The following is a 24,560-nucleotide window of genomic DNA, read 5'->3' as shown; positions in this document are numbered from 1 at the left end:
ATGTGGATAGTTTTGGACATTGAGGCATTGATAAAATTTGAAAAATCTCAAAATTGACTACTTTTTAAACAAAATTATTGGCAAGAACTATCAAAAACGATCATAAAAAAGCCGACTTGTTTCAAAATCGGCTTTTTGGGCATTTTTGGATTTTTACCATTTAAATAAATATCTGATATTTAAATTAATATACAAGTGTATTTCGTATAATAGCCATTATGTTAAATGGGGAACTATTTAGTTAGTTTTTGAGGTGATGGAGCAGAGTTCCATGTACCTAATAAGCGCCAAATTGCACTATCTATCTCTTGCCATTTGTCCCAATTATTTAAATTCGTTTCCCACTGAACCCATATACCGCCATATTTATTGGGCTCATAACTCTCTCCTCTAATTTGAACAAATCGATTATCTACCGTATTTTCTAAAGCAACTACATCCAATAAAACACCAGCAACATCCTGTTCTTTGGATTTCCCATAACAACCATAGAAATTATCAGCCACTTTTTTTGGGTAACAAGTCAGACCATATTTTTCAAATTTTGAATTTTTCTTAAAAAATTCTTTCCTTTGTAAAAATGTCTTATATGTGTCTAATTTCGGCACTGTTGCAAATAGAGATTTGAGTCGATGAAGTTCCTTTTTAAAAGTGCTTAGAGACCGAAAACCCTGTTGATTAGACACACTTCACCTTGAGGCTGACCATAATAAAATGACGATGCTTGTCCTTTACGTAGTGCACGCATGACTTCAATACCTTTGATTGTGGCATAAGCCGTCTTCATAGATTTGAATCCTAATGTGGCCCTGATGATCCGCTTTAACTTACCATGATCACATTCAATGACATTATTTTTATACTTAATCTGCCTGTGCTCAATATCTACTGGACATTTTCCTTCTCGCTTTAACCGTGATAAAGCATGGCCATAGGTCGCTGCTTTATCTGTATTGATGACCCGTGGAATTTGCCATTTTTTCACCGTATTGAAGATTTTTCCTAAAAAACAATAGGCTGATTTACTGTTCCGTCTAGCGGAAAGGTAAAAGTCAATCGTATGACCACGTTGATCAACTGCACGATACAGGTAAGTCCATCGCCCCTTCACTTTAATATAAGTCTCATCCATATGCCATGAATGTAAATCTGTAGGATTACGCCAATACCAGCGTAAGCGTTTTTCCATTTCTGGAGCATAACGCTGAACCCAACGATAAATTGTGGTGTGGTCAACATTCACACCCCGTTCAGCGAGCATTTCTTGAAGTTCACGATAGCTGATGCCATATTTACAATACCAACGAACAGCCCAAAGAATGATTTCACCTTGAAAGTGCCGACCATGGAAGGGATTCATCTGCTGTATCTCGAAATAAATAAGATATTTAGCTTATCATGTCAGCCTATTTGCAACAGTGCCTGAATACATGAGCAGCTAAATCACTCAAAGCCAGCATCTAAAACCATTTAACAAAATCTATGACTATTTTACTTTCCCTTACCTAATCGTCCTAGTGTATATCTTTTTTTTTGATTAGCTTATTCCTAAATCAAGTGACTTTAGGTAAGTATGATGAACGATATCCAATTTTCAGATTGCGCAAAGGCATGTATGAGCTGTTACCTTACCTGTGCCAGTTGTGCAAATGCCTGTCTAAAAGAAGAAAATCTGGAGATGATGCGAGAATGTATTCAGCGTTGTCTAGATTGTGCAGATATTTGTCAGCTCTGTGCTCGTATGCAGCAAAATGAATCTCCTTTTATGAAAGAAATTTGTGAGCTTTGTGCCAAGGCTTGTGAATACTGTGCAGATGAATGTAGCCAACATGAGCATCAACACTGCCAGCAATGTGCTGATGCTTGCCGTGAATGTGCCGTCGAATGTCGAAAAATGGTTGTCTGATAAATAAAAGAATTAGTTGAGTTTAGGATTTACTCAATGAATAGCCAACGTGTTAGTTGTTAGTGGGTCAAACCACTAACAACGGCACTGTTGCAAATAGGGATCTGAGTCGATGATTTTCCCTTCAAAAAAGCTTAGAGACCGAAAACTCTATTTACTAGCCAAACTTCTCCAAGAATATTACCGTTATAAAATAATGAAGCTTGTCCTTTGCGTAGAGCACGCATAACCTCAATTCCTTTAATTGTGGCATAAGCCGTTTTCATAGACTTGAATCCCAACGTAGCCTTGATGATCCGTTTGAGCTTGCCATGATCACATTCAATCACGTTATTCTTGTATTTAATCTGTCGATGGTCCAGGTCTTCAGGACACTTTCCTTCCTGTTTTAGTCGCGACAAAGCACGGCCATAGGTATGAGCCTTATCAGTGTTTATGACTCGTGGAATCTGCCATTTTTTGACATGATTCAAAATTTTACCAAGAAAACAATAAGCTGAATGGGTATTTCGTCTAGCAGAAAGATAGAAATCAAGAGTATGGCCACGTTGGTCAACTGCACAGTATAGATATGCCCATTTGCCATTCACTTTTACGTAAGTTTCATCCAGATGCCATAAATGTCGATCTGTAGGATTACGCCAATACCAACGTAAACGTTTTTCCATTTCTGGAGCATAACGCTGAACCCAGCGATAAATTGTGGTGTGATCAACATTCACTCCACGTTCAGCGAGCATTTCCTGAAGTTCACGATAGCTGATGCCATATTTACAATACCAACGAACAGCCCAAAGAATGATTTCACCTTGAAAGTGCCGACCGTGGAAGGGATTCATCTGCTGTATCTCGAAATAAATAAGATATTTAGCTTATCATGTCAGCCTATTTGCAACAGTGCCGTTTCTGGTTCAAAGCCTTCACCTTTTCCTTATTTATCTCTGACTTCTTTAATGTAAAAACCCAATCATGAAGACTGGGTTTTTACAATATTCATTGTACCTTTAACAGCACTTCATCGGTACAGCATAAAAGTGTTACTGACCTGGCAATGAGGCGCAGTATTTAATACCATCCAGCATTTATAAACTGCGCTGATTTACACGCTTGGACAACTCTTCAGCCGATTCCTTGCGTTCAGAATAACGATCAGTCAGGTATTTGCTTTGACCACGAGTTAGTAGAGTGAACTTAAATAACTCTTCCATGACATCCACAATCCGGTCATAGAAAGCTGAAGGCTTCATTCGTCCATCTTCTTCAAATTCCAAGAAAGCTTTCGGAATTGAAGACTGATTTGGAATGGTGATCATCCGCATCCACCGCCCCAAAATACGCATCTGGTTCAGGCTGTTAAATAACTGTGATCCACCACTGACTTGCATCAAGGCAAGGGTTTTAACTTGGGTAGCACGGATTGCTCCTCCTGCAAGTGGAATCCAGTCTATTTGTGATTTAAAAATGGAACTCATAGAACCATGACGTTCAGGTGAACACCAGACCATACCTTCAGACCATGCAAGAAGCTCATGCAGTTCTTTTACTTTTGGATGCTCAGTATCCGCATCTTCTGGCAAAGGAAGGCCCCACAAGTGATAGATACAGATAAAGCACACATATGGAGGTGCTTTGTCACGGTTAAAATGGGAAAGAAAATGTCCACCAGATCTTGAGCACAGGCAGGTTAAGTATAAAAATAACGTGATCGAATGTAATCATGGCAAGCTAAAGCGGATCATTAGGGCCACTTTAGGATTCAAATCGATGAAGACGGCTATGCCACATGCATCTATTCAGATGGCATTAAACACCGATGATGTACAGACGAAGTAGTAGCAGCCGATCCTACTAAAAGAATAGCAAACGATAAAAACAGCGATAAGCATGTTTTTAACCACTGCATAAAAATAGACCGAAAATTAAGCTTTTTTAGTTTTACAGATTCGAAAATAAATAGTAACGCAGATTCAAATCCCAAGTGCAACACATTTGTAGTTAGTTGAAAAAGTTAGGTGTATTCATAGAATCATTAGACTTTTTCAACTCGCAATTGGAAAGCACACAATGAAGAAATACACCCAACTTTCTCAAGATGAAAGATACGAAATTTATGCTACTTTGAAAAGTAAAAGTTCAATCGCTACCCTTGCTCGGGAATTAGGACGTTCACGATCAACCATCTACCGTGAATTAAAAAGAAATACTGGGCAACGTGGATATAGAGCTCAACAGGCAGCTAAATTTGCAAGTCAAAGACGGTACCGTCCTTCATCATCAATGACAGCATTTGCCTTCGCTTATATTGATTATTTGATTGGTTTGGACTGGTCACCCGAACAAATTTCAGGTGCTTTAACACAACGCGGTTGGCTGGATGTACCTTCACATGAGTGGATTTACCAGTACATTTATCAAGATAAATCAAAAGGCGGTAAACTTCATCTACATTTAAGGCATCAGAAGAAATATCGAAAACGCGGTTACAAAAACACGGATCGTAGGGGTCAAATCATTGATAAAACAAGTATTCACTGCCGAGACCAGGTCATTGATCAACGACAACGTTTAGGAGATTTCGAAGGTGACACGGTGATTGGTAAACATCATAAAGGTGCTTTATTGACTCTCGTTGATCGAAAGAGCCTGTATGTACATATTGTTCATTTAGGGCCAACAAGAGCATCCTCTCCAACGATTACTTGTGCATTAGATCGTTTACAAATGAGCCATGCTTATAGTGTGACATTTGATAATGGCAAAGAATTTTCCGAACACAAAAGAATTACTGATGCTGGCATAGAGACGTATTTTGCTGATCCTTACAAGTCTATTCAGCGAGCTAGAAATGAAAATACGAATGGTTTAATCCGTCAATATCTGCCAAAATCATCATCGTTTGATGGCGTGTCAAACGAACAAATAGAGCAGATAGAATTTGCACTCAACCATCGTCCTAGAAAAACACTAGGTTGGTATACACCGAGTGAAGTTATGGCTGGTTTTTATACTGTTGCACTTGCCGCTTGAATCCGCCTAATAATTCATGAATAGTAGCCGAAGCTACCATTCATGAATCCAAATCATACTATTTTAAAAAACTAATTCGATGCCTGCACCATATTTCCATCCCTTTTCAGACTCTGTTGCCTCTTGCATAGAAGTGGCTTTCTGTCCTTTTTCATATTGGTAAGCAACATCAATGAAAGGTTTAATTCGCTTAGTAATCTCATATCGGGTTTTGATACCAGTTTTTAGTTCTGATAAACCTGATTTTGCAGCATAGTTAGAATCATCGCTAAATATTACATCTGCTTCGATATAAGGTTGAGTAATAAGTTTCTGAGTTAAAAGCAAATCACGTTCTAATTCAAAACTTGCTCCCCAAAAATTATTCTCACCGCCATAAAGATATGCTTGTGTTTCAAAGAAATAAGGAGCTAGACCTAATATACCAATAACCCCATCCACTCGATCGCTGCTGCTGTTATTTTTATCTTCACTATATCTTACCCCAGCTTGTACATCCCAAAATGGGGCTACGTTACGGCTATAAAGTGCTGATACAGCATATTTTGGATCATTACTTTCTGACTTTTCCGAATTGGCTTCAATAAATAGACGATTTTCATCTGTTCCAATTAAAGTTTCAAACTTTGTTCCTAGGTTGCCCTTACCGTCTTCATCAACCATCCATTCATTTTCAAATTTTGTCGTTTGATAAATTTGTCCACCATGTTCTTTAAGATGATTGTCATGAGGTGAGTTAGAGTTCTCAAGCGCAATCTGGACACTCTTATCCCCCATATCCGCATTTTCCATTGAATAATATTCTGGATAACGCTCTTGAAGGGAATACTTTAATCCTCCAGATTCCTGTAAAAGAATTTTCATATTTTTTGTAATATTACTGTCTTGTACAGGAGTTTCATTTTTAGCGAACGTTAGATTTGATAATCCAAATAGCGCAATCATCAAAGTTGTTTTTGAAAACAAATTATTAGTGATGTGCATGTGGATTTACTCCCTTCTCATTTACTTGGGACTGAGGAACAGTCTTTGTAGAATTACCATCTTCCACTTGAGCTACAATGAGTTTATTCATCATTCCTGCACTCATATGGTAAAGCAGGTGACAATGAATAGCCCACTCACCTAACTCATCAGCTGTGAGTAGAGTGGTTATCGTTTTCCCAGGTGGAACAATTACCGTATGTTTGTTTGGCATATTGCTTGGATCCTGACCATTCTCAAGCTGCATAAACATGCCATGTAAGTGCATTGGGTGAGCCATCATACTGTCATTGACAAATTTTAAGCGAATACGTTCACCATACTTCACCACTAGTGGGTCGGCTTCATTAAATTTTTTACCATTTATTGTCCAAATATAACGCTCCATGTTTCCACCAAGACGGATCTCTATTTCACGTTCAGCTGCACGAGTGTCTTTTTGAGGATCTAACGATTGCAAATCACTATATTGCAATGCTTTATTACCTTCAGGTGTTGAAGCATTTGCCCATCCAAATACGGTATTATCATTCTTGTCTGAAGCCGCCTTAACAGTAGCGCTATTCATCGGCATATCATGATCCATACCTTTCATAGAAGACATATCATGATCCATACCTTTCATAGAAGACATATCATGATCCATACCTTTCATTGAAGACATATCATGATCCATACCTTTCATAGAAGACATATCGTGATTCATGCCTTTCATAGAAGACATATCATGATCCATACCTTTCATAGAAGACATATCATGATCCATACCTTTCATAGAAGACATATCATGATCCATACCTTTCATAGAAGACATATCATGATTCATATCTTTCATTGAAGACATATCATGATCCATACCTTTCATAGAAGACATATCGTGATTCATGCCTTTCATAGAAGACATATCATGATCCATACCTTTCATAGAAGACATATCGTGATTCATATCTTTCATAGATGACATGTCATGGCTCATCCCCATATCTTCCATAGTTAATAAAGCACGAGGGCGAGATTTAGGCATCTCAATTTGTTTGACTGCTGGGCTGCTTTCTTCATGTAATGTTCCCACTGAAAAACCGGTACGATCAATAGATTCAGCTTCAATTTGGTAATGTGCTTGTTTTGGTTCCACAATGACATCATAGGTTTCAGCAGTACCAATACGGAACTCATCTACAGGAACGGGCTTTACAGGTTGACCATCAGCACTGACTACAGTCATTTTTAGGTTTGGAATGCGTACATCAAAGAATGACATAGCGGAAGCATTAATAAAACGAAGGCGAACTTTTTCACCAGCTTTGAAGTTACCGGTCCAGTTTTGCTGAGGTGTTTTGCCATTCATTAAAAATGTATAACCAGTCACATCGGACATATCTGTTTTCAACATCCGCATCTGATTCCACATAGAGCGGTCTTGCCAAGTTGCCTTTAATCCATCACGTTTAACTTGTTTTAATACATCGAATACTGTTTCGCGACGGTTCTGATAGTAATCTGCTTCTTTTTTAAGATTTTTCATAATTTGATCACTTGTTGAATTATGAAAATCAGAAAGCAAAACAACGTAATCTTTATCGGTTTTTTCAGCAGCTGTTAGTGGAGTTTTATCTTTAGGATAAATAACAAAAGCACCATATAAACCGTCTTGTTCTTGTCCTTTACTATGTGAATGATACCAATAAGTACCATTTTGGCGGACTTTAAACTTATATTCATAAGTTTTATTAGGGGCAATGCCATTAAATTTGTTAAATCCAGGTACACCATCCATAATTCCAGGTAATAATAAGCCATGCCAATGGATTGAAGAGTCCTGATTTTTTAACTTATTGTGAACACGGATAACGGCCTCATCACCTTCTTCAAATTCAAGAAGTGGTGCAACGAATTTACCATTAACGGTAATTCTCTTTAGCGGTTTTCCTGTGATATTTACAGTTTGTTCAGCGATTGTTAAATCATATTCTTTAACTGCCGCCATTACCCAAGTTGATGAAAATAAACCAACTCCAATTAAGAGTACATGACTTAACTTTTTTGACATTCTATCTCACCTTTAGAAAGGTCAAGATTGAAGTAATAAAGCAAATATTTAGTATAAACTTTAATACTTCTTTCTCGCTATTTATAAAATTATTTATTGCTACCAGGCATATTCATCTTTGAATGATCCATTTTAGAATGGTCCATATTCATCATAGAATGATCCATTTTTGACATGTCAGATGAGTTAGGAGACTGATGTTGACTATGATCTTGCTGAGTCTTGTCATCTTTTTCCATTTTACAAGGTTTTGTACAAGGTTTCTGTGCTTTTACCGTTTTAGTGGCACTTGAGGTTGATACATCTTTTGCCCAAGATTGAGTACCAGCAATTAAAGTTCCAGCACACATTAAAATTGTTAGACTACGACGCACTACAGTTTTCATAAGTTTCTCTAAAAGTTAATTTCTTGCTACTACAATAAAGTGAAGCACTGAACATCTAAGTGACTTGAAAATGACATTTTTGTAATCTATCTCGATCAGATGTTTTATAACGTTATTATAGTTTTAATGAATGACTTAGGATTCGGAAATGAGAATACTATTAGTTGAAGATGAACAAAAAACTGGTGATTATCTCAAGCAAGGTTTATCCGAAGCTGGCTATATTACGGACTGGGTTACAGATGGGTTAACGGGTAAACATCAAGCTCTTTCTGAAGAGTATGACTTAATTATTTTAGACGTGATGTTACCTGGACTAAATGGTTGGAATATTATCAATGATATTCGTAGCAGCGGTAAAACAATGCCCATTCTTTTTCTTACCGCCCGAGATCAAATCGAAGATCGAGTAAAAGGATTAGAGCTAGGCGCTGATGATTATTTAGTTAAGCCTTTTGCTTTTGCAGAGCTTCTAGCTCGAATAAAAACGCTCCTTAGACGAGGGCAACAAAGAGAAGATAATAATATTATTAAGATTGCTGATTTAGAACTTGATTTGAGAAAACGTCGGGTAACACGAGCAGGTCAACGCATTGATTTAACGGCTAAAGAATTCGCGCTTATGGAGCTTTTTATGCGTAGAAGAGGTGAAATTCTACCAAGAGCACTTATTGCATCTCAAATTTGGGATATGAACTTTGATAGTGATACGAATGTCGTTGAAGTCGCTATTAAACGATTAAGAAGTAAAGTTGACAGTAACTTTACTCCCAAATTAATTCAGAATATTCGAGGAATGGGGTATGTACTAGAGGTAGAGGATGAATAATAATTTATTCAGAGCGATCAGTTTCCGGATCGGTATCATTTTCTCATTATCTACTATTTTCATTCTAATTATTATGGGTTTGTTCATAAATAAATTAGTAATGCATCATTTTGAGACTCAAGACCGTACCCAATTAGAAGGTAAAATCCAGCTGATTCAGAATCTTATCCAACAGAATCCTAAAAACTCTCCAGAACTTAATCTTTATTTGAGAGACGCTTTAGTTGGACACCATGATCTTATGGTTCAAATAGAACGACCGACAGGTAAAGTTTTATTTAGTTCAGCACCTTCAACAATTAATACTCAACACTTAACCAAGTCAGCAAATAATTCATGGATTAAATGGAAAATTCAGGATAAGACTTATCGTGGCATGATCTACAACACGGATATAAACAAAAATACTGAGATACAATCTGTACGCATTATTGTGGGGATCGATACATCTGAACATCTACATTTTTTAAATGATTTTAAGCGTCAACTTTTTTACATTGGTTTAGCCGGTACGATTTGTTTAATGTTTTTAGGCTGGTTTGCAACCTGGAGAGGTTTAAGACCCGTGCAAAAAATGGCTAAGGTCGCAGAAGGCATTTCTGCCCAACATCTTTCAGAACGTTTAGAAGTTGAGCACACACCAACAGAACTAAAATCATTAGCAATTGCCTTCAATGATATGCTCGACAGACTAGAATCAGCTTTAGAAAAGCTTTCCGATTTTTCATCTGATTTAGCGCATGAAATTAGAACACCGATTAATAACTTAATGACTCAAACTCAAGTATGTCTTGCCCGTAACCGAGATATTGGTACTTATCAAGAAATACTATTTTCTAATTTAGAAGAATTAGAACGTTTGGCTCGAATGGTATCCAATATGCTTTTCTTGGCAAAAGCAGAACATGGCCTAAAATTACAGAACTTACAGAATATTGACCTGGTTAAAGAAGTTACAGCCTTATTTGATTTCTATGATGCGCTAGCTGCCGAAAAAAATATGACGCTTCAACAAACAGGATCTGGAAATGTCAAAGGTGATCCTGCTATGTTACGTCGAGCACTCAGCAATCTATTATCTAATGCAGTTAAATATGGAAATAAGAATTCTACAATACGCATAAAACTTCAACAGAATTTAGATAACACAATATTTTCAATTGAAAATGAAGGCCCTGAAATCTCTCCTGAACAACTATCCAGGTTATTTGATCGATTTTATCGAACAGATGCATCTAGACAAAGAACAGAAGAAGGAACCGGCTTAGGGCTCGCGATAACAAAATCTATTCTTGATATGCTTGGGGCGACCATCCAGGCTGAATCCCTCAATGGTCGAATCATTTTTACCATTGTTTTTCAAAGTGAATCCATGCAAGGGGAATCATTTTAACTCATTTTTTGAACATCTTCCATTTACCCGAGTTGACCTTACATAAAGCTCAAACTGAGAGCCAGAGCTACGCCAGCACCTATCATGGCAATTGTGTAGCCAAATATGATAGCTCGGCCAAACTGTGCCCCCCCTGTCATCCATGCAATTGTCGCTTTGCTTAACATGTTGCTCAGTGTGGCCAGCCCTAGCGCGACAGCAGCCACATTTGTTGTTAAGCCTTCAGTACTATGCAGGCGGGCAAGTGAGACTAAAATAGCATCTACGTCTGCTAGCCCAGAAATAGTCGATAATACGAAGATGCCGCTGGTGCCCAACCATTGTTTTGCTGCCGGGACCAAGACTGCCATGACAGCCAGGAAAGCAGCGAAGCTGAATGCTGTCCCAAGATCAAAAGGAGCCATTGCTTCTATTGTTCGATCGTTGTTTTCAGCGCTGGTAATTTGGCGTTGTCTCCACAATGCCATACCCAGCAGAAGGATTCCCGCAATCATCATTGCACCACCAAAAGTGCTTAGCAATGCTGGCTCAATGACGCCTATCAGCACAACCATACGAAAAAACATGATGCCACAGGCAGCCAATGTTCCAGAAATAGCAGCACTGACCATGACGGGGTGCTGGCGTGTATAGCGTGCCAGTGCGACAGTTGCAGCTGTAGACGATGCCAAACCACCCAATAGACCTGTCCAGAATATGCCTCTTTCTGAACCGGTAAGCCGCATGGCAAAATGACCTGCCAGAGAGAGTCCGGCAATCAGGATCACTGCCCACCATAACTGGTAAGGATTTAATGCAGCAAAAGGTCCCAGACCCGTATTGGGTAAGTAGGGTAATATAACGACAGAAAGTACCAGCAACTGCAGGGATGCGGTTAATTCACGATGCTCTATCAAGCGTAGCCAACCGTGTAAGGTTGGCTTGAGATCCAAAAATACAGCGACGATTACAGCCGCGGTTAATGCTAAAGTAACATTACCATGGGATGCATATGCACCTAAAACTAATGTCAACAGCATCGCAATAATTGTGGTAGCACTTAAATTACCGGAAATTTTTGCGGTACGAGCATAGGACACTGTTAGTAATAAGGAAAGCCCTAATACGGCCGCAACTAGCGGCCAAGCTCCGAAGTTTGGTTGTAAATGACCGAGCACTCCTCCGAGCAATCCTGTCAATGTGAAGGTACGTAGACCTGCTACTCGGCTGCCTTCTGGCAGTTCTCGATCCTGCCATCCTCGTTCTAAACCAATGAGCAGGCCGATGGCGAGTGCTGCAACCAGCCCTGATACATCTGGTGGAAGAAAGGAACTCTCTATCATAACTTTTTATTTCGCAGGCGAAGGGCATTGGTGATGACTGAAGCTGAACTCAAACTCATAGCCAAGGCGGCAATCATCGGTGACAACAACCAACCGGTAAATGGATATAGTACGCCAGCCGCGATAGGGATACCCAAAGCATTGTAAAGGAAAGCAAACATGAGGTTCTGTTTCATGTTGCCGACAGTAGCTTCCGAAAGTGAACGGGCAACAGCAATCCCTCGTAAATCTCCCTTGACCAGCGTAACTTGGGCACTATTCATTGCAACATCAGTCCCGGTTCCCATAGCGATACCGACATCAGCTTTAGCCAAGGCTGGTGCATCATTGATGCCATCACCAGCCATAGCCACGATGCGACCTTCCTTCTGCAATTTGCTGACCAGTTCTAGTTTATCTGCGGGTTTGACTTCGCCATGTACCTCATCAATGCCTAGACGTGCTGCGACTGAACGGGCAGTGGTGAGACCATCTCCTGTTGCCATCACGATACGTAGACCCGCTTCCTTCAGGGTGGCAAGTGCTTCTGGGGTATTTTTTTTGATGGGATCGGATACTGCAAGCAGACCGGCCAATTCACCATTGATGGCTAGATGCATCACACTTGCACCTTCCGAACGCAGCTCTTCGGCTTGCGGAATCAGAGATTGTACCGAGATACCCAATTGCTCCATCAGTGCTGTGTTGCCCAAAGCTAACTGACGATCGCCCACTTGACCTCGAACACCAATCCCTGAGCCCGATTCAAAATTATCTGGTGTTTCAAGAGACAGGCCACGTTCGTGTGCTGCGTTTACAATCGCTTCGGCTAGCGGGTGTTCACTGCCTTGATCAAGACTGGCGGCTAAACGTAATACTTCAGATTCGTCAAAATCTGATGCGGCAACTACACGATCGAATACAGGGCGTCCTTCAGTTAACGTACCTGTTTTATCGATGATTAGTGTGTCAATCTTGCGTAGATTCTCAATGGCTGCTGCATCACGGAACAGCACACCATGAGTAGCACCTTGACCCGTCGCAACCATGATAGACATTGGAGTTGCCAAGCCTAGTGCACAAGGACAGGCAATAATGAGTACTGCCACAGCATTGATTAATGCATAAACCCAGCTTGATTCTTCTGGGCCGAATAGTCCCCATCCAAAGAAGGTAAGCAAGGCAATGGTCACTACAGCCATGACGAACCAACCTGCTACCTGATCAGCCATACGTTGCATTGGTGCTCTCGATCGTTGAGCTTGCGCCACCATCTGTACGATCTGGGATAACATGGTACTTGAACCAATTTTCTCTGAACGCATGATCAATGAACCATTGGTATTCAGGGTAGCTCCAATGACTTTATCGCCGATACGTTTAGTGATAGGTAAAGGTTCACCTGTCAGCATCGATTCATCCACTGAACTACTTCCTTCAGTGATTACACCATCCACAGGCACTTTTTCACCTGGGCGAATTCTGAGTAAATCTCCTACATGGACATGCGTTAGAGGAACATCTTCTTCAGTTCCATCAGGCAGGATTCGGCGAGCTGTTTTAGGAGCGAGCCCAAGGAGTGACTTAATTGCAGCAGAAGTTTGCGAACGTGCTTTTAACTCCAATATTTGTCCCAGTAGGGTCAATGAAATGATGACCGCTGAAGCTTCAAAGTAAACAGCGACACGACCCATGGAAATAAATGAGTCTGGGAAGATTTGCGGTGCAATGGTTGCGACCACACTATAAATAAATGCAGCTCCAGTGCCCAAACCAATCAGCGTCCACATGTTCGGGCTGCGATTCACAACCGATTGCCAACCCCGGGAAAAAAATGGCCAACCTGCCCAAAGTACAATTGGGAGTGACAACACCAGTTCAATCCAGCTCTGAACCGCCATATTGAACAGGTTCATTTGATGACCAAACATCGCCAAAAAAGTCACGATGATGGTCAATGGCAGTGTCCACCAGAAGCGTCGGCGGAAATCACGTAACTCCGGATTCTCATCTTCCTCTAATTCAGGAATGAGTGGCTCCAGTGTCATTCCGCATTTAGGACAGTTTCCAGGATGATCTTGTTTAATTTCTGGATGCATTGGGCACGTATAGATGATCGTGCCTGTTGTGCTTGTCTCATTAACGGATTGAGTAGTCTGATGATGCTGTGTATGTGCATCGGCAGTCGTCGTTGCGGGTTTAGCGATATATTGCACCGGGCTGCTATGAAACTTTGATTGACATTTATCACTGCAAAAAAAGTAAGTTTTCCCCTTAAATTCCTCATGGTATTTCGATTCTTCAGTGACGGTCATACCACAGACTGGGTCTTTCAGTACGTCTGTTGTAGCCTGTGCCATATGGTCCTGGTTATGATTTTTTTGATCTGACATAAATAATTCTCTTATGGTAAAGTGGTTTTATGGCCGAATTTTGGAATAAATCTCGGAGTCTGTTGAGCATAGCTGTCATAGACAGCGCCAAACTGTTTACTCATTTCAGCCTCTTCCTTAATTGCCAAGCGGCTGTACATTAAGAGTAGGATTGGAAACATAATCAGTGTCAGTAAAGTTGGCCATTGCAATAAAAAACCCAGCAAGATCATCACAAAAGCCACGTATTGTGGGTGACGTATACGTGCATAAGGGCCTGTGATCGCTAAAGAATGCTGACGTTGCGCGTTGTACAGCACGTGCCATGACGTTGATAACAGGTAAAATCCATAGCCCAAGAAAACGTAACTGGCGATATGCAAAATGCCAAAATGTGGATCACCTTTTTCACCTAATAGCGTTGACCACAAGTGACCTGCATTATGAGAAAGTAAGTCAAGTTGAGGGAAGCGAGTTTGAAGCCAACCAGATAACAGGTAAATGGTTAAAGGAAAACCATACATTTCGACAAATAGAGCAATGATAAAAGCCGAAAAGGCCCCAAATGTACGCCAATCGCGCGCAGTGGAAGGTCTAAAAAAACTGAAAGCGAACATGATAAAAACTGCTGAGTTAATGATAACCAGCGTCCATAAACCATAAGCCGATTCCGCATGATTCATGAGGGGTCTCCTGGTTCGCGTGATTTTTTATTATCTGATGTGTCTGGATTTTTCTGTTGATGATGGTGATGTCCATGACCACCATGCATAAAAATATGCATGAGTGGGCATGCTAAAAGGAGTAAAAAGGGTAAAACACCAACGACATGGGCCAAATGCTCGGTTAAGAGAAAATAGGCTGCCACACCACCAATCACGAATAGGCCGATGGCATAACGTGTAGACCAAAAGTTAGGTACTGAATTATGTTCTTGAGGTTGATGGTTCATGGTGCTTCCCTCTCTAATTCATGGGTAATTATTTAGTTGTGGAGGGAGGCATACAGTCCATCATCATCTGCATCATGGATTGCATCATGTCCATACGTTTTTCCATCATTTGCTGACGGTCAGCCATATTGGCATTCATGCTTTGGCTACCCATCTGTTTCATCATGCTTATACCTCCTTGCATGAGTTTCATGTGCTCAGCCATAAGTTTCTGACGTTCTTGCGGGTTTTTTGCAGCCATCATCTTTTCATGCATGGCTTGCATCGCTTTCATGTGTTGGTCCATTGCAGCCATTTTGTCTGGAGTCATCGTGCCAGTAGCTGTCTTTTTAACAGTGACTGTGGATGGAGGAGTATTTTCTGGGTGATGAGTTTTATGCTCTTCAGGATTTTGGGCTAATGCACCTAGAGCGGCAGTGGTTATACAAAGTGCGAGTAAAGTTTGGCGGATATAAGTCATGGTATTTTCCTTCCATCAGTTGATCAGCCGATACAACCTTTAAATGAATGAAGCAAACAAATAGAGAGAGGTAGTTTTCATTTATTTGCTCCACTCATTCTTTTGATGAAGTTGATCGCTGGTTATGCCACCGGTGTTTTACTTAGGTGGTAGCTGGTTATAGTCAATTTTTTTATTTCTATTGAATAATTTTATCACTTGAGTCTATTGATTTTTAAAAATGACAAAAATGTAATTTTGAAGTCATCGCTCTGTTTCTGTCTCTCACTAATAATTGAAATATAAGAGGAGATGATGTGGTCTCATTAAATATAGATTTTATAAAGTCATCTCTAATGAACTAACGAATCAAGAGGAAACGTAAATGAAATTATTTCAAAATAAAATGACTGCTCTACGTAATGTTGTAGTAGCTGCAACGATGATTGTGGCTACTACAACTACGTTCGCTCATGTGAGTTTAGTGAGTGCGATTCCTGCGGAAAATGCATCTATCCTTAGTCAACCAAAGAACTTGACCCTTAACTTTGGTGCAGAGGTTATGTTGATGAATATTAAGTTACTGGATGCTCAGCGAAGAGATGTTCCTTTAAAATATAAAGTTACTCATGACTTAAAGAAATCCTTTGATGTCGCTCTTCCGAAACTGAAAAAAGGTAAATATACCGTTGTCTGGACAACAATGGGGAAAGATGGTCACAACATGAATGGTGAATATAGTTTCACTATCAAATCAACTAAATAAGAATTGATTACCTTTCAACATGTCAGTGAGGTGCTGGCATGTTGTTCTAGAATGGACAAAAATAATGATTTCTGAATATTGGATGTGGGCCACTTGGTTAACTAAGGTTATTTTATATTTAAGTGTAGCTTTTGTCGTTGGTGGAGCCTTTTGCTATTTTTTACTTAGACAATATCTTGAACTAAAAGAATCGATTCTTAAATATATTACAATTGGCGCTGGATTAGGCCTAATTTCCAGTACCTTGGGATTTTTTATTCTGATTGGTAGTTTTGCCAATACTGGTATTACAGGTATGGTGGACCCCACGTATATTAATATATTGGTTAATACTCCGACGGGGTATATATACGTTCTTCGTTCTATTAGTTTTGCTCTTTTACTTCTTCTCATGGTGGTTAAACTTAACAGGAACAAAGGTCATTTTTCTATAATTGAAAGTTCAATATTTTGTGTTTTACTTCTCCCGATTATTTTTAGTTTTTCCCAGCTCGGACATGTCGCTAATTTAACCTTACTTGCTCAAATTTTATTATCAATCCATATTCTAGTTATGTCGTTATGGATGGGGTCTTTATATCCGTTATGGAAAACCAGCCGGGAAATAAGTGGTTTACCTTTAAAAGATCGCATGCATGTATTTGGACGTATTGCTGCTTTCATTGTTGGGATATTAATCGCCTGTGGCGCTAGTGTAGCTCTTCTTTTAATTAAAGATTTTAATACCTTAATCAATACTGCATATGGCTATGGTTTCATGGTTAAAATGTTTTTTGTTATAGGTATTCTACTTTTAGCTGCCTTCAACAAATGGTATTTCACCCCGCGTCTTCAACATCCTAAATTCGCTAAACACCTTAGTCATGCCATTTTATTTGAGATGTTATTAGGTCTATCAATTCTATTAACAACAGGCTATATAACCACTGTCGTGGGTATTGAATAAGAGAATTTCAAAATAAGGGAATTGAGGAAATTTAACATTACTGCATTTATCTTTTGTAGCTGAGCAATAAAGTTTCTACTGGACTGCCAACTTACGACAATCAGAACAGTAAAATCGCATCATGAGGCATTATACATAAAGGTAGTCACCGGTTTTTAGCTTATCTTCAACCCATAACGGTCTCATCTATTCAGTTCACTACCATTGATTGAAATAACTAATCTTATAAATTTCAGAGTGATCGTAGATGACAAAAATGTCATTTTAAAGTCACATTAATGTTGGTTAAGTACTTTTACTGTAGTCATTAGAACACTCTTCTTTGGAATACTCTGAAGAAAACTGTAAGGTTGTACACAGACCAAGTTACAGCGAGTAACTGATTCAGAAAAAGGCTGGTTGTATGGTGAAAGTTTAGAGTTACTGTTCTAATGTTTTAAACAAATGTTTTGTTAAAAAGGAGCAACATATGAAATTTCACATCGCTAATATGACTTGTGGTGGTTGTGCACGCGGCATTACTACCGCAATTAAAGAGCTCGACTCGAATGCCTCACTCGATATTGATTTACAAAACCGTATTGTTGAAATCAACACAACGGTGAGTCAGGATCAAGTCATTGCCACTCTCAGTGAGCGTGGATTTACAGCTGATCCTGCTTAATCTCTGTTAGAGTAACAGTGGGAATTCCTTACCACTTTTACTCTCTCTTATTTTCCTCATCGTACAGATAAAACCTGTACTTGCTTGAAATAAAAGTAATCCCTGAATTCCCCCTAATCTTGGTTCGAGCTGATCTTCGCATATAGAACTCAGCATATCTAAATGATAGAGATCGTATATGAGTACCGAAATGACTGATACGCCACACTACAGTGAAACATTAGAGATTGAGGGGATGACATGTGCTTCTTGTGTAGGCCGTGTGGAAAAAGCTTTAAAATCTGTTGAGGGTGTTGAATCGGCTCATGTAAATCTGGCTACCGAAAAAGCAGTCATTTATGCGCATCAACCACTTGATCGCGCTACTTTAATTAAAGCCGTAGAAAAAGCAGGCTACGAAGTGGAAGCGCTGCAACCAATAGAGCTTACGATTGAGGGTATGTCATGTGCTTCTTGTGTAGGTCGAGTAGAAAAGGCCTTAAAATCTGTTGAGGGTGTGGAATCAGCTCATGTAAATCTGGCTACTGAAAAAGCGACTATTCAGGCAAGCTCATCTGTCACTCGTGACTCGTTAATTCAGGCTGTTACCAAAGCAGGGTTTGAAGCAAAGTCAGTTCATCAAACTACGGAAAGCTTTCAAGATAAAAAAAATATTGAATTAGAAAAACTTAAAAAAGATTTAATTTTGTCAGTCTTATTGACTCTACCCGTTTTTATTTTAGAAATGGGATCACACCTGATTCCCGCCTTTCATACGTTTATGATGGATAACATTGGCCAACAAAATAGCTGGTTAATGCAATTTTTCTTGACCACAGTAGCATTAATTTTTCCAGGCCGACGCTTCTTTAAAAAGGGCATCCCAAGTTTATTCCGCTTAGCACCAGACATGAATTCCTTGGTGGCTGTAGGAACATTGGCTGCTTATCTTTATTCAGTGGTTGCTACTTTCTTTCCAAGTGTCCTGCCACAAGGCACGGTCAATGTTTATTATGAAGCTGCAGCGGTTATTATCACTTTAATTCTATTAGGTAGATTTTTTGAAGCCAAGGCAAAAGGCCGAACGTCTTTAGCAATTCAACATCTAGTTGGAATGCAGCCTAAAGTTGCCAGAATACAGCTCAATAATCAGGTGATAGAAGTTCCGATTGCCGAAGTTCAAACAGGAACGATTGTAGAGATTAGACCAGGCGAGCGTATCCCTGTCGATGGTGAAGTTATTCACGGCCAAAGTTTTATTGATGAATCCATGATTACTGGCGAGCCTATGCCCGTTGAAAAAACGATAGGCTCTACTGTGGTAGGAGGAACAATTAACCAAAGTGGCAGCTTAAATATCAAAGCCACCTCTGTTGGTAGTTCATCAGTGCTTTCTCAAATCATCCGAATGGTTGAACAGGCACAGGGTTCCAAGCTGCCTATTCAAGCATTGGTTGATAAAATTACCATGTGGTTTGTACCTGTAGTAATGGGTCTCTCTCTTTTAACTTTTATTACTTGGTTTATCTTCGGCCCTGAGCCAGCCCTAACGTTTAGCTTAGTTAATGCAGTTGCGGTACTCATTATTGCATGTCCTTGTGCAATGGGACTTGCAACGCCTACATCAATCATGGTGGGAACTGGGCGTGGTGCTGAAATGGGTGTTTTATTCCGTAAAGGGGAAGCTTTGCAGCTGCTCAAAGAAACTAAAGTGGTTGCTGTTGATAAAACAGGGACCCTGACTGAAGGGAAACCAATTTTAACCGATCTGCATGTCTTAGAAGGGTTTGAATACAATGCCGTACTTTCACTTATGGCAGCCGTTGAATCAAAGTCTGAGCATCCTATTGCTCGAGCAATTGTACAAGCCGCTATAGATAAGGAATTAATCCTGTCTCCTGTTGCTGATTTCAAGTCAGTCACGGGCTATGGAATAGAAGCAACGGTGTCTGAACATTTGGTTCATATTGGTGCAGATCGATATATGGAAAAACTAGGTTTGAATCCTAATGTTTTTTCTCAATTTTCGGATCGTTTGGGAGAAGAAGGAAAAACCCCTCTCTATGTTGCGATTGACCAGAAACTTGCTGCCATTATTGCTGTAGCAGATCCAATTAAAGAATCAACATTTGCTGCAATTGAAGCGTTACATCAGTTAGGTTTAAAGGTTGCCATGATTACAGGTGATAACCGTCATACAGCTCAAGCGATTGCAAAAAAACTAGGTATTGATGAGGTTATTGCAGAAGTCTTACCTGAAGGTAAAATAGAGGCCGTTAAAAAATTAAAAAATCAATATGGTAAACTCGCATATGTTGGAGATGGCATTAATGATGCCCCTGCACTTGCAGAAGCAGATATTGGTTTAGCAATAGGTACAGGTACAGACGTAGCTATTGAAGCTGCTGATGTGGTTTTGATGTCTGGCAACCTGAAAGGAGTGCCAAATGCTATCGCTTTAAGCAAAGCGACTATAACCAATATTCGTGAAAATTTATTTTGGGCATTTGTTTACAATGCAGCTCTGATTCCTATTGCAGCAGGTGTACTTTATCCGCAATTTGGACTGCTACTTTCTCCTGTATTTGCTGCTGGTGCAATGGCTCTCTCGTCAATATTTGTACTAGGAAATGCTTTACGATTAAAACGTTTTAAAGCCCCCCCTTGCAATTATTTAACCATTTTTTATATACATTTAAAGTTTTGTTGGCTTTACTTTATATATTTGGAAATGGTCTAAGCCATGTTGGCTTTTATTAAATATCATACAGTTGATATTCTAATTATTTGAGAGGGATTAAGATGAAAAGAATTTTATTAATATGCTTTATAGGCATGTCATTTACCTATGCGAATGCTCATTCTGGGGGAACGAACTTACAGGGTTGTCATACCAACAGTAAAACTGGTGATTACCACTGTCATTAATAGGTGCGCACACAGTTTTTTTATTTAAAAGACTGTGCTTTAAAGTTATAAGTAGCGTTTAACTAAAGCTAAAAATTCATTTAGTTCTTTTTCCTTTATTTTCTCAGTATCACCGAGTACATGTTCTCTAAGATGAAGTTCTATTAACTCATTCATTAAGCCATTTATCGCACCTTTAATTGCTGCAACTTGCTGTAATACCTCAATACAAGAATTTTCAGAATTTAAAATATTCTGTTCAAGGGCATTAGTTTGACCTTGAATTCGTCTAATCCGATTTAAAATTTTTTTGTTCTGATTTAAGTGAGACATACTATTCAACCTCAAGAACATATACTATGGGGGAGTATTAATTGTGGTGCAATAAAATGTAATATCTAAATAATGTTAAAAGTGACCATTCGCATCAATTTGACGAAGGAAATCCTTTAGCACAAAAGAAAATTTTAATCGCAACCATCCTCACTGGTGTAATGATGGTGTTTGAAATTTTTGGAGGATGGTTCTTTAATTCCATGGCTTTATTGGCTGATGGATGGCATATGAGTTCTCATATGTTGGCATTGGGCTTAGCTTATTTTGCCTATAAAATGGCTCGAAAATATGCTCGTGATCAGAGATTCTGTTTCGGTACATGGAAGATAGAAATCTTAGCTGGATATTCGAGTGCCATTTTATTGATGGTTGTTGCTGTATTCATGGGTGTTCAATCGATAGAACATTTATTCAATCCTGTGAATATTCACTACAACGAGGCAATTTCAATTGCGATTGTTGGCTTGATCGTTAATTTTATTTGTGCCTGGTTACTACGTGAAAATGGTCACCACCACCATCATCATCACTCTCATGATGACCATGACCACCACCACGATCATCATCACTCTCATGATGACCATGACTTAAACCAGAAAGCCGCTTTTCTTCATGTAGTAGCAGATGCAGTAACTTCTGTATTAGCGATTATTGCACTTTTCGCAGGGAAGTATTTTGGATGGGATTTTTTAGATGCAATTCTAGGGATCGTAGGTGCAGTGCTTGTAGCACAATGGTCTTGGGGATTGATTAGAGAAACAGGTAAAACATTGCTTGATGCAGAGATGGAACATCCTGTAGTAAAGGAGATTCAGGAAGTTGTAGAGGAATTAGATAACCAAATTATGATTACTGATCTGCATGTCTGGAAAGTAGGTAGAAGTAAATTTTCATGTATTTTATCCCTAAATACAGTTAATGACTCCTTAACAGCAGAGGTAGTTCGTAAAGCTTTGTCAATTCATGAAGAGATTGTTCATATTTCTGTTGAAATTAACAAGAATTTCCATGTTGTTTAAATTAATATTTATTCCTTTTAAACTTTATCAGTCTATTTATGTAAATCTTAGATTAGAATTTGTTTGTTGTAGAGCGTCGGGGCGCCTCGGCAATTCTGCGTGTTGAAATAGAAAGGAAAATTCATTACTTTAAAGCGCAAAGCGTGTTGCAGATGCAGCTCTTATTCCGAGGAATTTTACACTGGTATCGCCCGCCGATAGAAACACCAGATCCGGCAGTCAGGACGTAAATAACCATTCCTCCAGTTTAAATAAAAAAACCTGCAGATTCGATGCAGGTTTTTTTTAGAGATAATCAATCGCGTCTTATTTGGCTTTACGCTCTTTCTCGATCAGGTAATTCACCACCTGAATGACTTTGGCATCATTACCCTGCACAATATATTTACCATTCACGGTCACTGCCGGAACACCACTTAACTGATACTGAGCAGCCAGATTTTTGGCTTGGGCAATTTTCGAAGTGATCGGGAAAGATTTATAAGTGCTGTTAAATTTCGCTTCAGGAATACCATAGCGGGTATAGAACTTGGCCAATTGCGCCTGTTCTAAAATTGGACGTTGCTTATCATGAATATCATGGAATAATTGTAAATGTGCTTTTTGACGCACACCCAATGCTTCAGACACATAATAAGCACGCGCTGCCTGCTCCCAGAGTGGATTCATTGCAGCCGGCGTACGTACAAAACGTACATCTTTTGGTAATTTTTTCAACCAGCCCTGCATATGTGGTTCAAGCGCGAAACAGTGACCACAGCCGTACCAGAAGAATTCACGTACCTCAATTCTGCCCGGTTTTTCGACTTTGACTGGTTTTGCAACCACCTGATAGTCCTGACCTGCCACAAAATTGGCCATAGCATTGCCTGAAAAGGCCAAAACAGATGCGGCAACAGCTCCTAAAAGGAATTTTTTCATTGGGATTATCGTCCTCTAAATCATTATGCTTAGTGTATGGGTTCACTATAAATCAATTATGCCGGTTCCGTTTTCATGCTGCGAACTTTTGTGCTATCAGAACCGCTACATTAAAGTATGCGACTGATTTTAAGTCAGTTAATATGGCCATTCGACCGCTATGTGTTTTTAGATAATCACAAAAGTTAAACTTTGAGTAATAAAAACGGTTATAATTTCTACGATTAAAACGTAGTGGTCAAACCTACAGTAAATATTAGCTTCTTACTATTCTCTTCAGTAACAGCCGCGTGGCTCTGAGAATGATCTTCTGACATACAATAGTTTCCTTATTCTATTTACGATTAGCTGAGAGACTTGAGTAAGCCTCAATATTTCTGCTAAAAATTGCTTACTATAATTGGTCAAGAAGCTTTCTTTTCATTTATCCACCGGGACAATATTGGTAATAAAACCAACATAAGAAGGGTTGATGAGATAATTCCTCCAATAACCACATTTGCTAGTGGGCACTTTACTTTTTTCTCCAATTCCAATGCCTCCCTAACTAATTAGAGAGTTTTAAGCATTATTACATGAATCTTTCCAGTACTATTGTTGCAAATATACTAAGTTGCATATTTATTCCTGCCTATGTATAGGAGCATATGTAACCCTAAAGTTTAAAATAGTCTTTTCGGATTATTTAAAAATTTGAAAATGGTAAAGAATAAATTAAAAAAAATAAATATATTTATCATTCGATTTAAAAAAATTAATTAATCTTAGTTACACCATACTAAAAATAACTAATTTTTAGTTTTCCTAGTTATATGTGCTTCATTATAATTTTGAATTAATTCTCTTCACACCCTTTGCTTTTTTCATTGTTAATTATTTCTAAATTTTTCTCTAAGAAACGAAGTCCCCCATCAGCAAAACTACTGGTTGAAAAAACTATAGTAAAAATAACTAAAACAATCTTCATATATATATTATTGAATCTAATCATATCTTGGACCAAAAAATAATTTCTTCATATACTAATTCCTAGATATATACACCTAAATGACAACCAAATTACAAATTTGTAATTTTGTTAAGGTTTGTCCTAAAAAAAATAAATTAATACTATTTTAACAAAGATAAGTCGTTGCTGAAAAATTTGAATTGTAAGGGATTTAATTAGGCACTGTTGCAAATAGAGATTTGAGTCGATGATGTTCCCTTTAAAAAGTACTTAGAGACCGAAAACCCTGTTGATTAGACACACTTCACCTGAGGCTGACCATAATAAAATGACGATGCTTGTCCTTTACGTAGTGCACGCATGACTTCAATACCTTTAATTGTGGCATAAGCCGTCTTCATAGATTTGAATCCTAATGTGGCCCTGATGATCCG

21 protein-coding genes and 6 pseudogenes are annotated in these 24,560 nt (G+C 38.9%); 11 read left to right on the top strand and 16 right to left on the bottom strand.

Going from position 1 to position 24,560, the window contains the following annotated elements:
- Positions 1–233 precede the first annotated feature (233 nt).
- Both FTV34_RS13015 and FTV34_RS13010 read right to left on the bottom strand, forming a co-directional pair.
- A complete protein-coding gene (locus FTV34_RS13015; protein WP_227504451.1) occupies positions 234–686 on the bottom strand; it encodes a hypothetical protein in 453 nt (150 codons plus the stop codon).
- Complete coding sequence (locus FTV34_RS13010) at positions 656–1,360, bottom strand: IS6-like element IS1008 family transposase (protein ID WP_001067790.1); 705 nt, start codon at positions 1,358–1,360, stop codon at positions 656–658. The genes FTV34_RS13015 and FTV34_RS13010 overlap by 31 nt, the downstream gene beginning before the upstream one ends.
- Before the next feature lie 216 nt (positions 1,361–1,576).
- Between FTV34_RS13010 and FTV34_RS13005 the strand changes: the two genes are divergently transcribed.
- Positions 1,577–1,906 carry a four-helix bundle copper-binding protein gene (locus tag FTV34_RS13005; protein ID WP_026055492.1) on the top strand — a complete coding sequence of 110 codons (330 nt, stop codon included), beginning with the start codon at positions 1,577–1,579 and terminating at the stop codon, positions 1,904–1,906.
- A 134-nt stretch (positions 1,907–2,040) separates the two neighbouring features.
- Here the strand turns inward: FTV34_RS13005 and FTV34_RS13000 are convergent, their stop codons facing one another.
- Positions 2,041–2,745 (bottom strand): IS6-like element IS1007 family transposase, encoded by a 705-nt coding sequence (locus FTV34_RS13000; RefSeq protein WP_104427072.1) that lies wholly within the window; start codon positions 2,743–2,745, stop codon positions 2,041–2,043.
- Positions 2,746–2,988: 243 nt separating this feature from the next.
- Positions 2,989–3,492 (bottom strand): annotated as a pseudogene (locus FTV34_RS12995) (NAD(P)H-dependent oxidoreductase); the annotation flags it as partial.
- 31 nt (positions 3,493–3,523) lie between these two features.
- Between FTV34_RS12995 and FTV34_RS12990 the strand changes: the two are divergent.
- Both FTV34_RS12990 and FTV34_RS12980 read left to right on the top strand, forming a co-directional pair.
- Positions 3,524–3,682, top strand: a pseudogene (locus tag FTV34_RS12990) (DDE-type integrase/transposase/recombinase); the annotation flags it as partial.
- Between the two features lie 288 nt (positions 3,683–3,970).
- Entirely contained in the window at positions 3,971–4,933 is a 963-nt protein-coding gene (locus tag FTV34_RS12980) for an IS30-like element IS18 family transposase (protein ID WP_180070468.1), read from the top strand.
- Positions 4,934–4,996: 63 nt separating this feature from the next.
- Here FTV34_RS12980 and FTV34_RS12975 read toward each other — a convergent pair whose 3' ends face one another.
- The 3 genes from FTV34_RS12975 to FTV34_RS12965 form a co-directional block, all read right to left on the bottom strand.
- Positions 4,997–5,917 (bottom strand): copper resistance protein B, encoded by a 921-nt coding sequence (locus tag FTV34_RS12975; protein ID WP_034671284.1) that lies wholly within the window; start codon positions 5,915–5,917, stop codon positions 4,997–4,999.
- Positions 5,904–7,967: a multicopper oxidase domain-containing protein gene (locus FTV34_RS12970; protein ID WP_180070466.1), complete on the bottom strand. Its 2,064-nt coding sequence runs from the start codon at positions 7,965–7,967 to the stop codon at positions 5,904–5,906. Before FTV34_RS12970 ends, FTV34_RS12975 begins: the two co-directional genes overlap by 14 nt.
- Before the next feature lie 89 nt (positions 7,968–8,056).
- Positions 8,057–8,353, bottom strand: coding sequence for a hypothetical protein (locus FTV34_RS12965; protein ID WP_004760992.1), 297 nt, complete (start codon positions 8,351–8,353; stop codon positions 8,057–8,059).
- 148 nt (positions 8,354–8,501) lie between these two features.
- On the opposite strand from FTV34_RS12965, the gene FTV34_RS12960 reads away from it, so the two are divergent.
- Both FTV34_RS12960 and FTV34_RS12955 read left to right on the top strand, forming a co-directional pair.
- Positions 8,502–9,182: a heavy metal response regulator transcription factor gene (locus FTV34_RS12960; RefSeq protein WP_004663993.1), complete on the top strand. Its 681-nt coding sequence runs from the start codon at positions 8,502–8,504 to the stop codon at positions 9,180–9,182.
- Positions 9,175–10,575, top strand: coding sequence for a heavy metal sensor histidine kinase (locus tag FTV34_RS12955; RefSeq protein WP_180031406.1), 1,401 nt, complete (start codon positions 9,175–9,177; stop codon positions 10,573–10,575). The genes FTV34_RS12960 and FTV34_RS12955 overlap by 8 nt, the downstream gene beginning before the upstream one ends.
- Before the next feature lie 38 nt (positions 10,576–10,613).
- On the opposite strand, the gene FTV34_RS12950 is transcribed toward FTV34_RS12955, so the two are convergent.
- Genes FTV34_RS12950 through FTV34_RS12930 form a run of 5 tightly spaced genes read right to left on the bottom strand, consistent with a single transcriptional unit; the run spans position 10,614 to position 15,660 of the window.
- Positions 10,614–11,897 (bottom strand): MgtC/SapB family protein, encoded by a 1,284-nt coding sequence (locus FTV34_RS12950; RefSeq protein WP_005105856.1) that lies wholly within the window; start codon positions 11,895–11,897, stop codon positions 10,614–10,616.
- The gene (locus FTV34_RS12945; RefSeq protein ID WP_005105854.1) at positions 11,894–14,269 is read right to left on the bottom strand and encodes a heavy metal translocating P-type ATPase; all 2,376 of its coding nucleotides are present in this window, start codon (positions 14,267–14,269) and stop codon (positions 11,894–11,896) included. The genes FTV34_RS12950 and FTV34_RS12945 overlap by 4 nt, the downstream gene beginning before the upstream one ends.
- Positions 14,270–14,280: 11 nt before the next feature.
- Positions 14,281–14,931, bottom strand: coding sequence for an isoprenylcysteine carboxylmethyltransferase family protein (locus tag FTV34_RS12940; protein WP_004281871.1), 651 nt, complete (start codon positions 14,929–14,931; stop codon positions 14,281–14,283).
- On the bottom strand, positions 14,928–15,200 hold the full coding sequence (locus tag FTV34_RS12935; protein WP_004755892.1) for a DUF2933 domain-containing protein: 273 nt from the start codon (positions 15,198–15,200) through the stop codon (positions 14,928–14,930). Before FTV34_RS12935 ends, FTV34_RS12940 begins: the two co-directional genes overlap by 4 nt.
- A 28-nt stretch (positions 15,201–15,228) precedes the next feature.
- Positions 15,229–15,660 (bottom strand): hypothetical protein, encoded by a 432-nt coding sequence (locus FTV34_RS12930; RefSeq protein ID WP_005407407.1) that lies wholly within the window; start codon positions 15,658–15,660, stop codon positions 15,229–15,231.
- Between the two features lie 364 nt (positions 15,661–16,024).
- Here FTV34_RS12930 and FTV34_RS12925 point away from each other — a divergent pair, with 364 nt between their 5' ends.
- The 5 genes and pseudogenes from FTV34_RS12925 to FTV34_RS18120 all read left to right on the top strand — a co-directional run bounded on the left by FTV34_RS12925 (position 16,025) and on the right by FTV34_RS18120 (position 20,922).
- The gene (locus tag FTV34_RS12925; RefSeq protein WP_004681441.1) at positions 16,025–16,405 is read left to right on the top strand and encodes a copper resistance protein CopC; all 381 of its coding nucleotides are present in this window, start codon (positions 16,025–16,027) and stop codon (positions 16,403–16,405) included.
- A gap of 64 nt (positions 16,406–16,469) precedes the next feature.
- Positions 16,470–17,351 (top strand): copper resistance D family protein, encoded by an 882-nt coding sequence (locus tag FTV34_RS12920; RefSeq protein ID WP_005021625.1) that lies wholly within the window; start codon positions 16,470–16,472, stop codon positions 17,349–17,351.
- Between the two features lie 469 nt (positions 17,352–17,820).
- Positions 17,821–18,015, top strand: coding sequence for a heavy-metal-associated domain-containing protein (locus FTV34_RS12915; RefSeq protein ID WP_004281879.1), 195 nt, complete (start codon positions 17,821–17,823; stop codon positions 18,013–18,015).
- Between the two features lie 178 nt (positions 18,016–18,193).
- Positions 18,194–20,656: pseudogene (locus tag FTV34_RS12910) on the top strand (heavy metal translocating P-type ATPase); the annotation flags it as partial.
- 140 nt (positions 20,657–20,796) lie between these two features.
- A complete protein-coding gene (locus FTV34_RS18120; RefSeq protein WP_155756522.1) occupies positions 20,797–20,922 on the top strand; it encodes a YHYH domain-containing protein in 126 nt (41 codons plus the stop codon).
- 45 nt (positions 20,923–20,967) lie between these two features.
- On the opposite strand, the gene FTV34_RS12900 is transcribed toward FTV34_RS18120, so the two are convergent.
- The gene (locus FTV34_RS12900) at positions 20,968–21,234 is read right to left on the bottom strand and encodes a metal/formaldehyde-sensitive transcriptional repressor (RefSeq protein WP_005006352.1); all 267 of its coding nucleotides are present in this window, start codon (positions 21,232–21,234) and stop codon (positions 20,968–20,970) included.
- 56 nt (positions 21,235–21,290) lie between these two features.
- On the opposite strand from FTV34_RS12900, the pseudogene dmeF reads away from it, so the two are divergent.
- Positions 21,291–22,256: pseudogene (dmeF, locus tag FTV34_RS12895) on the top strand (CDF family Co(II)/Ni(II) efflux transporter DmeF).
- A 306-nt stretch (positions 22,257–22,562) separates the two neighbouring features.
- Here dmeF and FTV34_RS12890 read toward each other — a convergent pair.
- The 3 genes and pseudogenes from FTV34_RS12890 to FTV34_RS12885 form a co-directional block, all read right to left on the bottom strand.
- Positions 22,563–23,177 carry a thiol:disulfide interchange protein DsbA/DsbL gene (locus FTV34_RS12890; protein ID WP_004281236.1) on the bottom strand — a complete coding sequence of 205 codons (615 nt, stop codon included), beginning with the start codon at positions 23,175–23,177 and terminating at the stop codon, positions 22,563–22,565.
- A 186-nt stretch (positions 23,178–23,363) separates the two neighbouring features.
- A pseudogene (locus FTV34_RS18100) lies at positions 23,364–23,494 on the bottom strand (cation transporter); the annotation flags it as partial.
- 902 nt (positions 23,495–24,396) lie between these two features.
- Positions 24,397–24,560: pseudogene (locus FTV34_RS12885) on the bottom strand (IS6 family transposase); the annotation flags it as partial.

Source organism: Acinetobacter sp. YH16038, assembly GCF_013417275.1.
GTDB lineage: Bacteria > Pseudomonadota > Gammaproteobacteria > Pseudomonadales > Moraxellaceae > Acinetobacter.
Note: the sequence above shows the minus strand (reverse complement) of the source record. Positions and strands in the feature narration are given on the sequence as shown.

Coding starts and splice junctions, on each gene's coding strand:
- FTV34_RS13010 (WP_001067790.1), bottom strand. CDS start 1,360: ATGAATCCCTTCCATGGTCGGCACTTTCAAGGTGAAATCATTCTTTGG.
- FTV34_RS13005 (WP_026055492.1), top strand. CDS start 1,577: ATGAACGATATCCAATTTTCAGATTGCGCAAAGGCATGTATGAGCTGT.
- FTV34_RS13000 (WP_104427072.1), bottom strand. CDS start 2,745: ATGAATCCCTTCCACGGTCGGCACTTTCAAGGTGAAATCATTCTTTGG.
- FTV34_RS12980 (WP_180070468.1), top strand. CDS start 3,971: ATGAAGAAATACACCCAACTTTCTCAAGATGAAAGATACGAAATTTAT.
- FTV34_RS12975 (WP_034671284.1), bottom strand. CDS start 5,917: ATGCACATCACTAATAATTTGTTTTCAAAAACAACTTTGATGATTGCG.
- FTV34_RS12970 (WP_180070466.1), bottom strand. CDS start 7,967: ATGTCAAAAAAGTTAAGTCATGTACTCTTAATTGGAGTTGGTTTATTT.
- FTV34_RS12965 (WP_004760992.1), bottom strand. CDS start 8,353: ATGAAAACTGTAGTGCGTCGTAGTCTAACAATTTTAATGTGTGCTGGA.
- FTV34_RS12960 (WP_004663993.1), top strand. CDS start 8,502: ATGAGAATACTATTAGTTGAAGATGAACAAAAAACTGGTGATTATCTC.
- FTV34_RS12955 (WP_180031406.1), top strand. CDS start 9,175: ATGAATAATAATTTATTCAGAGCGATCAGTTTCCGGATCGGTATCATT.
- FTV34_RS12950 (WP_005105856.1), bottom strand. CDS start 11,897: ATGATAGAGAGTTCCTTTCTTCCACCAGATGTATCAGGGCTGGTTGCA.
- FTV34_RS12945 (WP_005105854.1), bottom strand. CDS start 14,269: ATGTCAGATCAAAAAAATCATAACCAGGACCATATGGCACAGGCTACA.
- FTV34_RS12940 (WP_004281871.1), bottom strand. CDS start 14,931: ATGAATCATGCGGAATCGGCTTATGGTTTATGGACGCTGGTTATCATT.
- FTV34_RS12935 (WP_004755892.1), bottom strand. CDS start 15,200: ATGAACCATCAACCTCAAGAACATAATTCAGTACCTAACTTTTGGTCT.
- FTV34_RS12930 (WP_005407407.1), bottom strand. CDS start 15,660: ATGACTTATATCCGCCAAACTTTACTCGCACTTTGTATAACCACTGCC.
- FTV34_RS12925 (WP_004681441.1), top strand. CDS start 16,025: ATGAAATTATTTCAAAATAAAATGACTGCTCTACGTAATGTTGTAGTA.
- FTV34_RS12920 (WP_005021625.1), top strand. CDS start 16,470: ATGATTTCTGAATATTGGATGTGGGCCACTTGGTTAACTAAGGTTATT.
- FTV34_RS12915 (WP_004281879.1), top strand. CDS start 17,821: ATGAAATTTCACATCGCTAATATGACTTGTGGTGGTTGTGCACGCGGC.
- FTV34_RS18120 (WP_155756522.1), top strand. CDS start 20,797: ATGAAAAGAATTTTATTAATATGCTTTATAGGCATGTCATTTACCTAT.
- FTV34_RS12900 (WP_005006352.1), bottom strand. CDS start 21,234: ATGTCTCACTTAAATCAGAACAAAAAAATTTTAAATCGGATTAGACGA.
- FTV34_RS12890 (WP_004281236.1), bottom strand. CDS start 23,177: ATGAAAAAATTCCTTTTAGGAGCTGTTGCCGCATCTGTTTTGGCCTTT.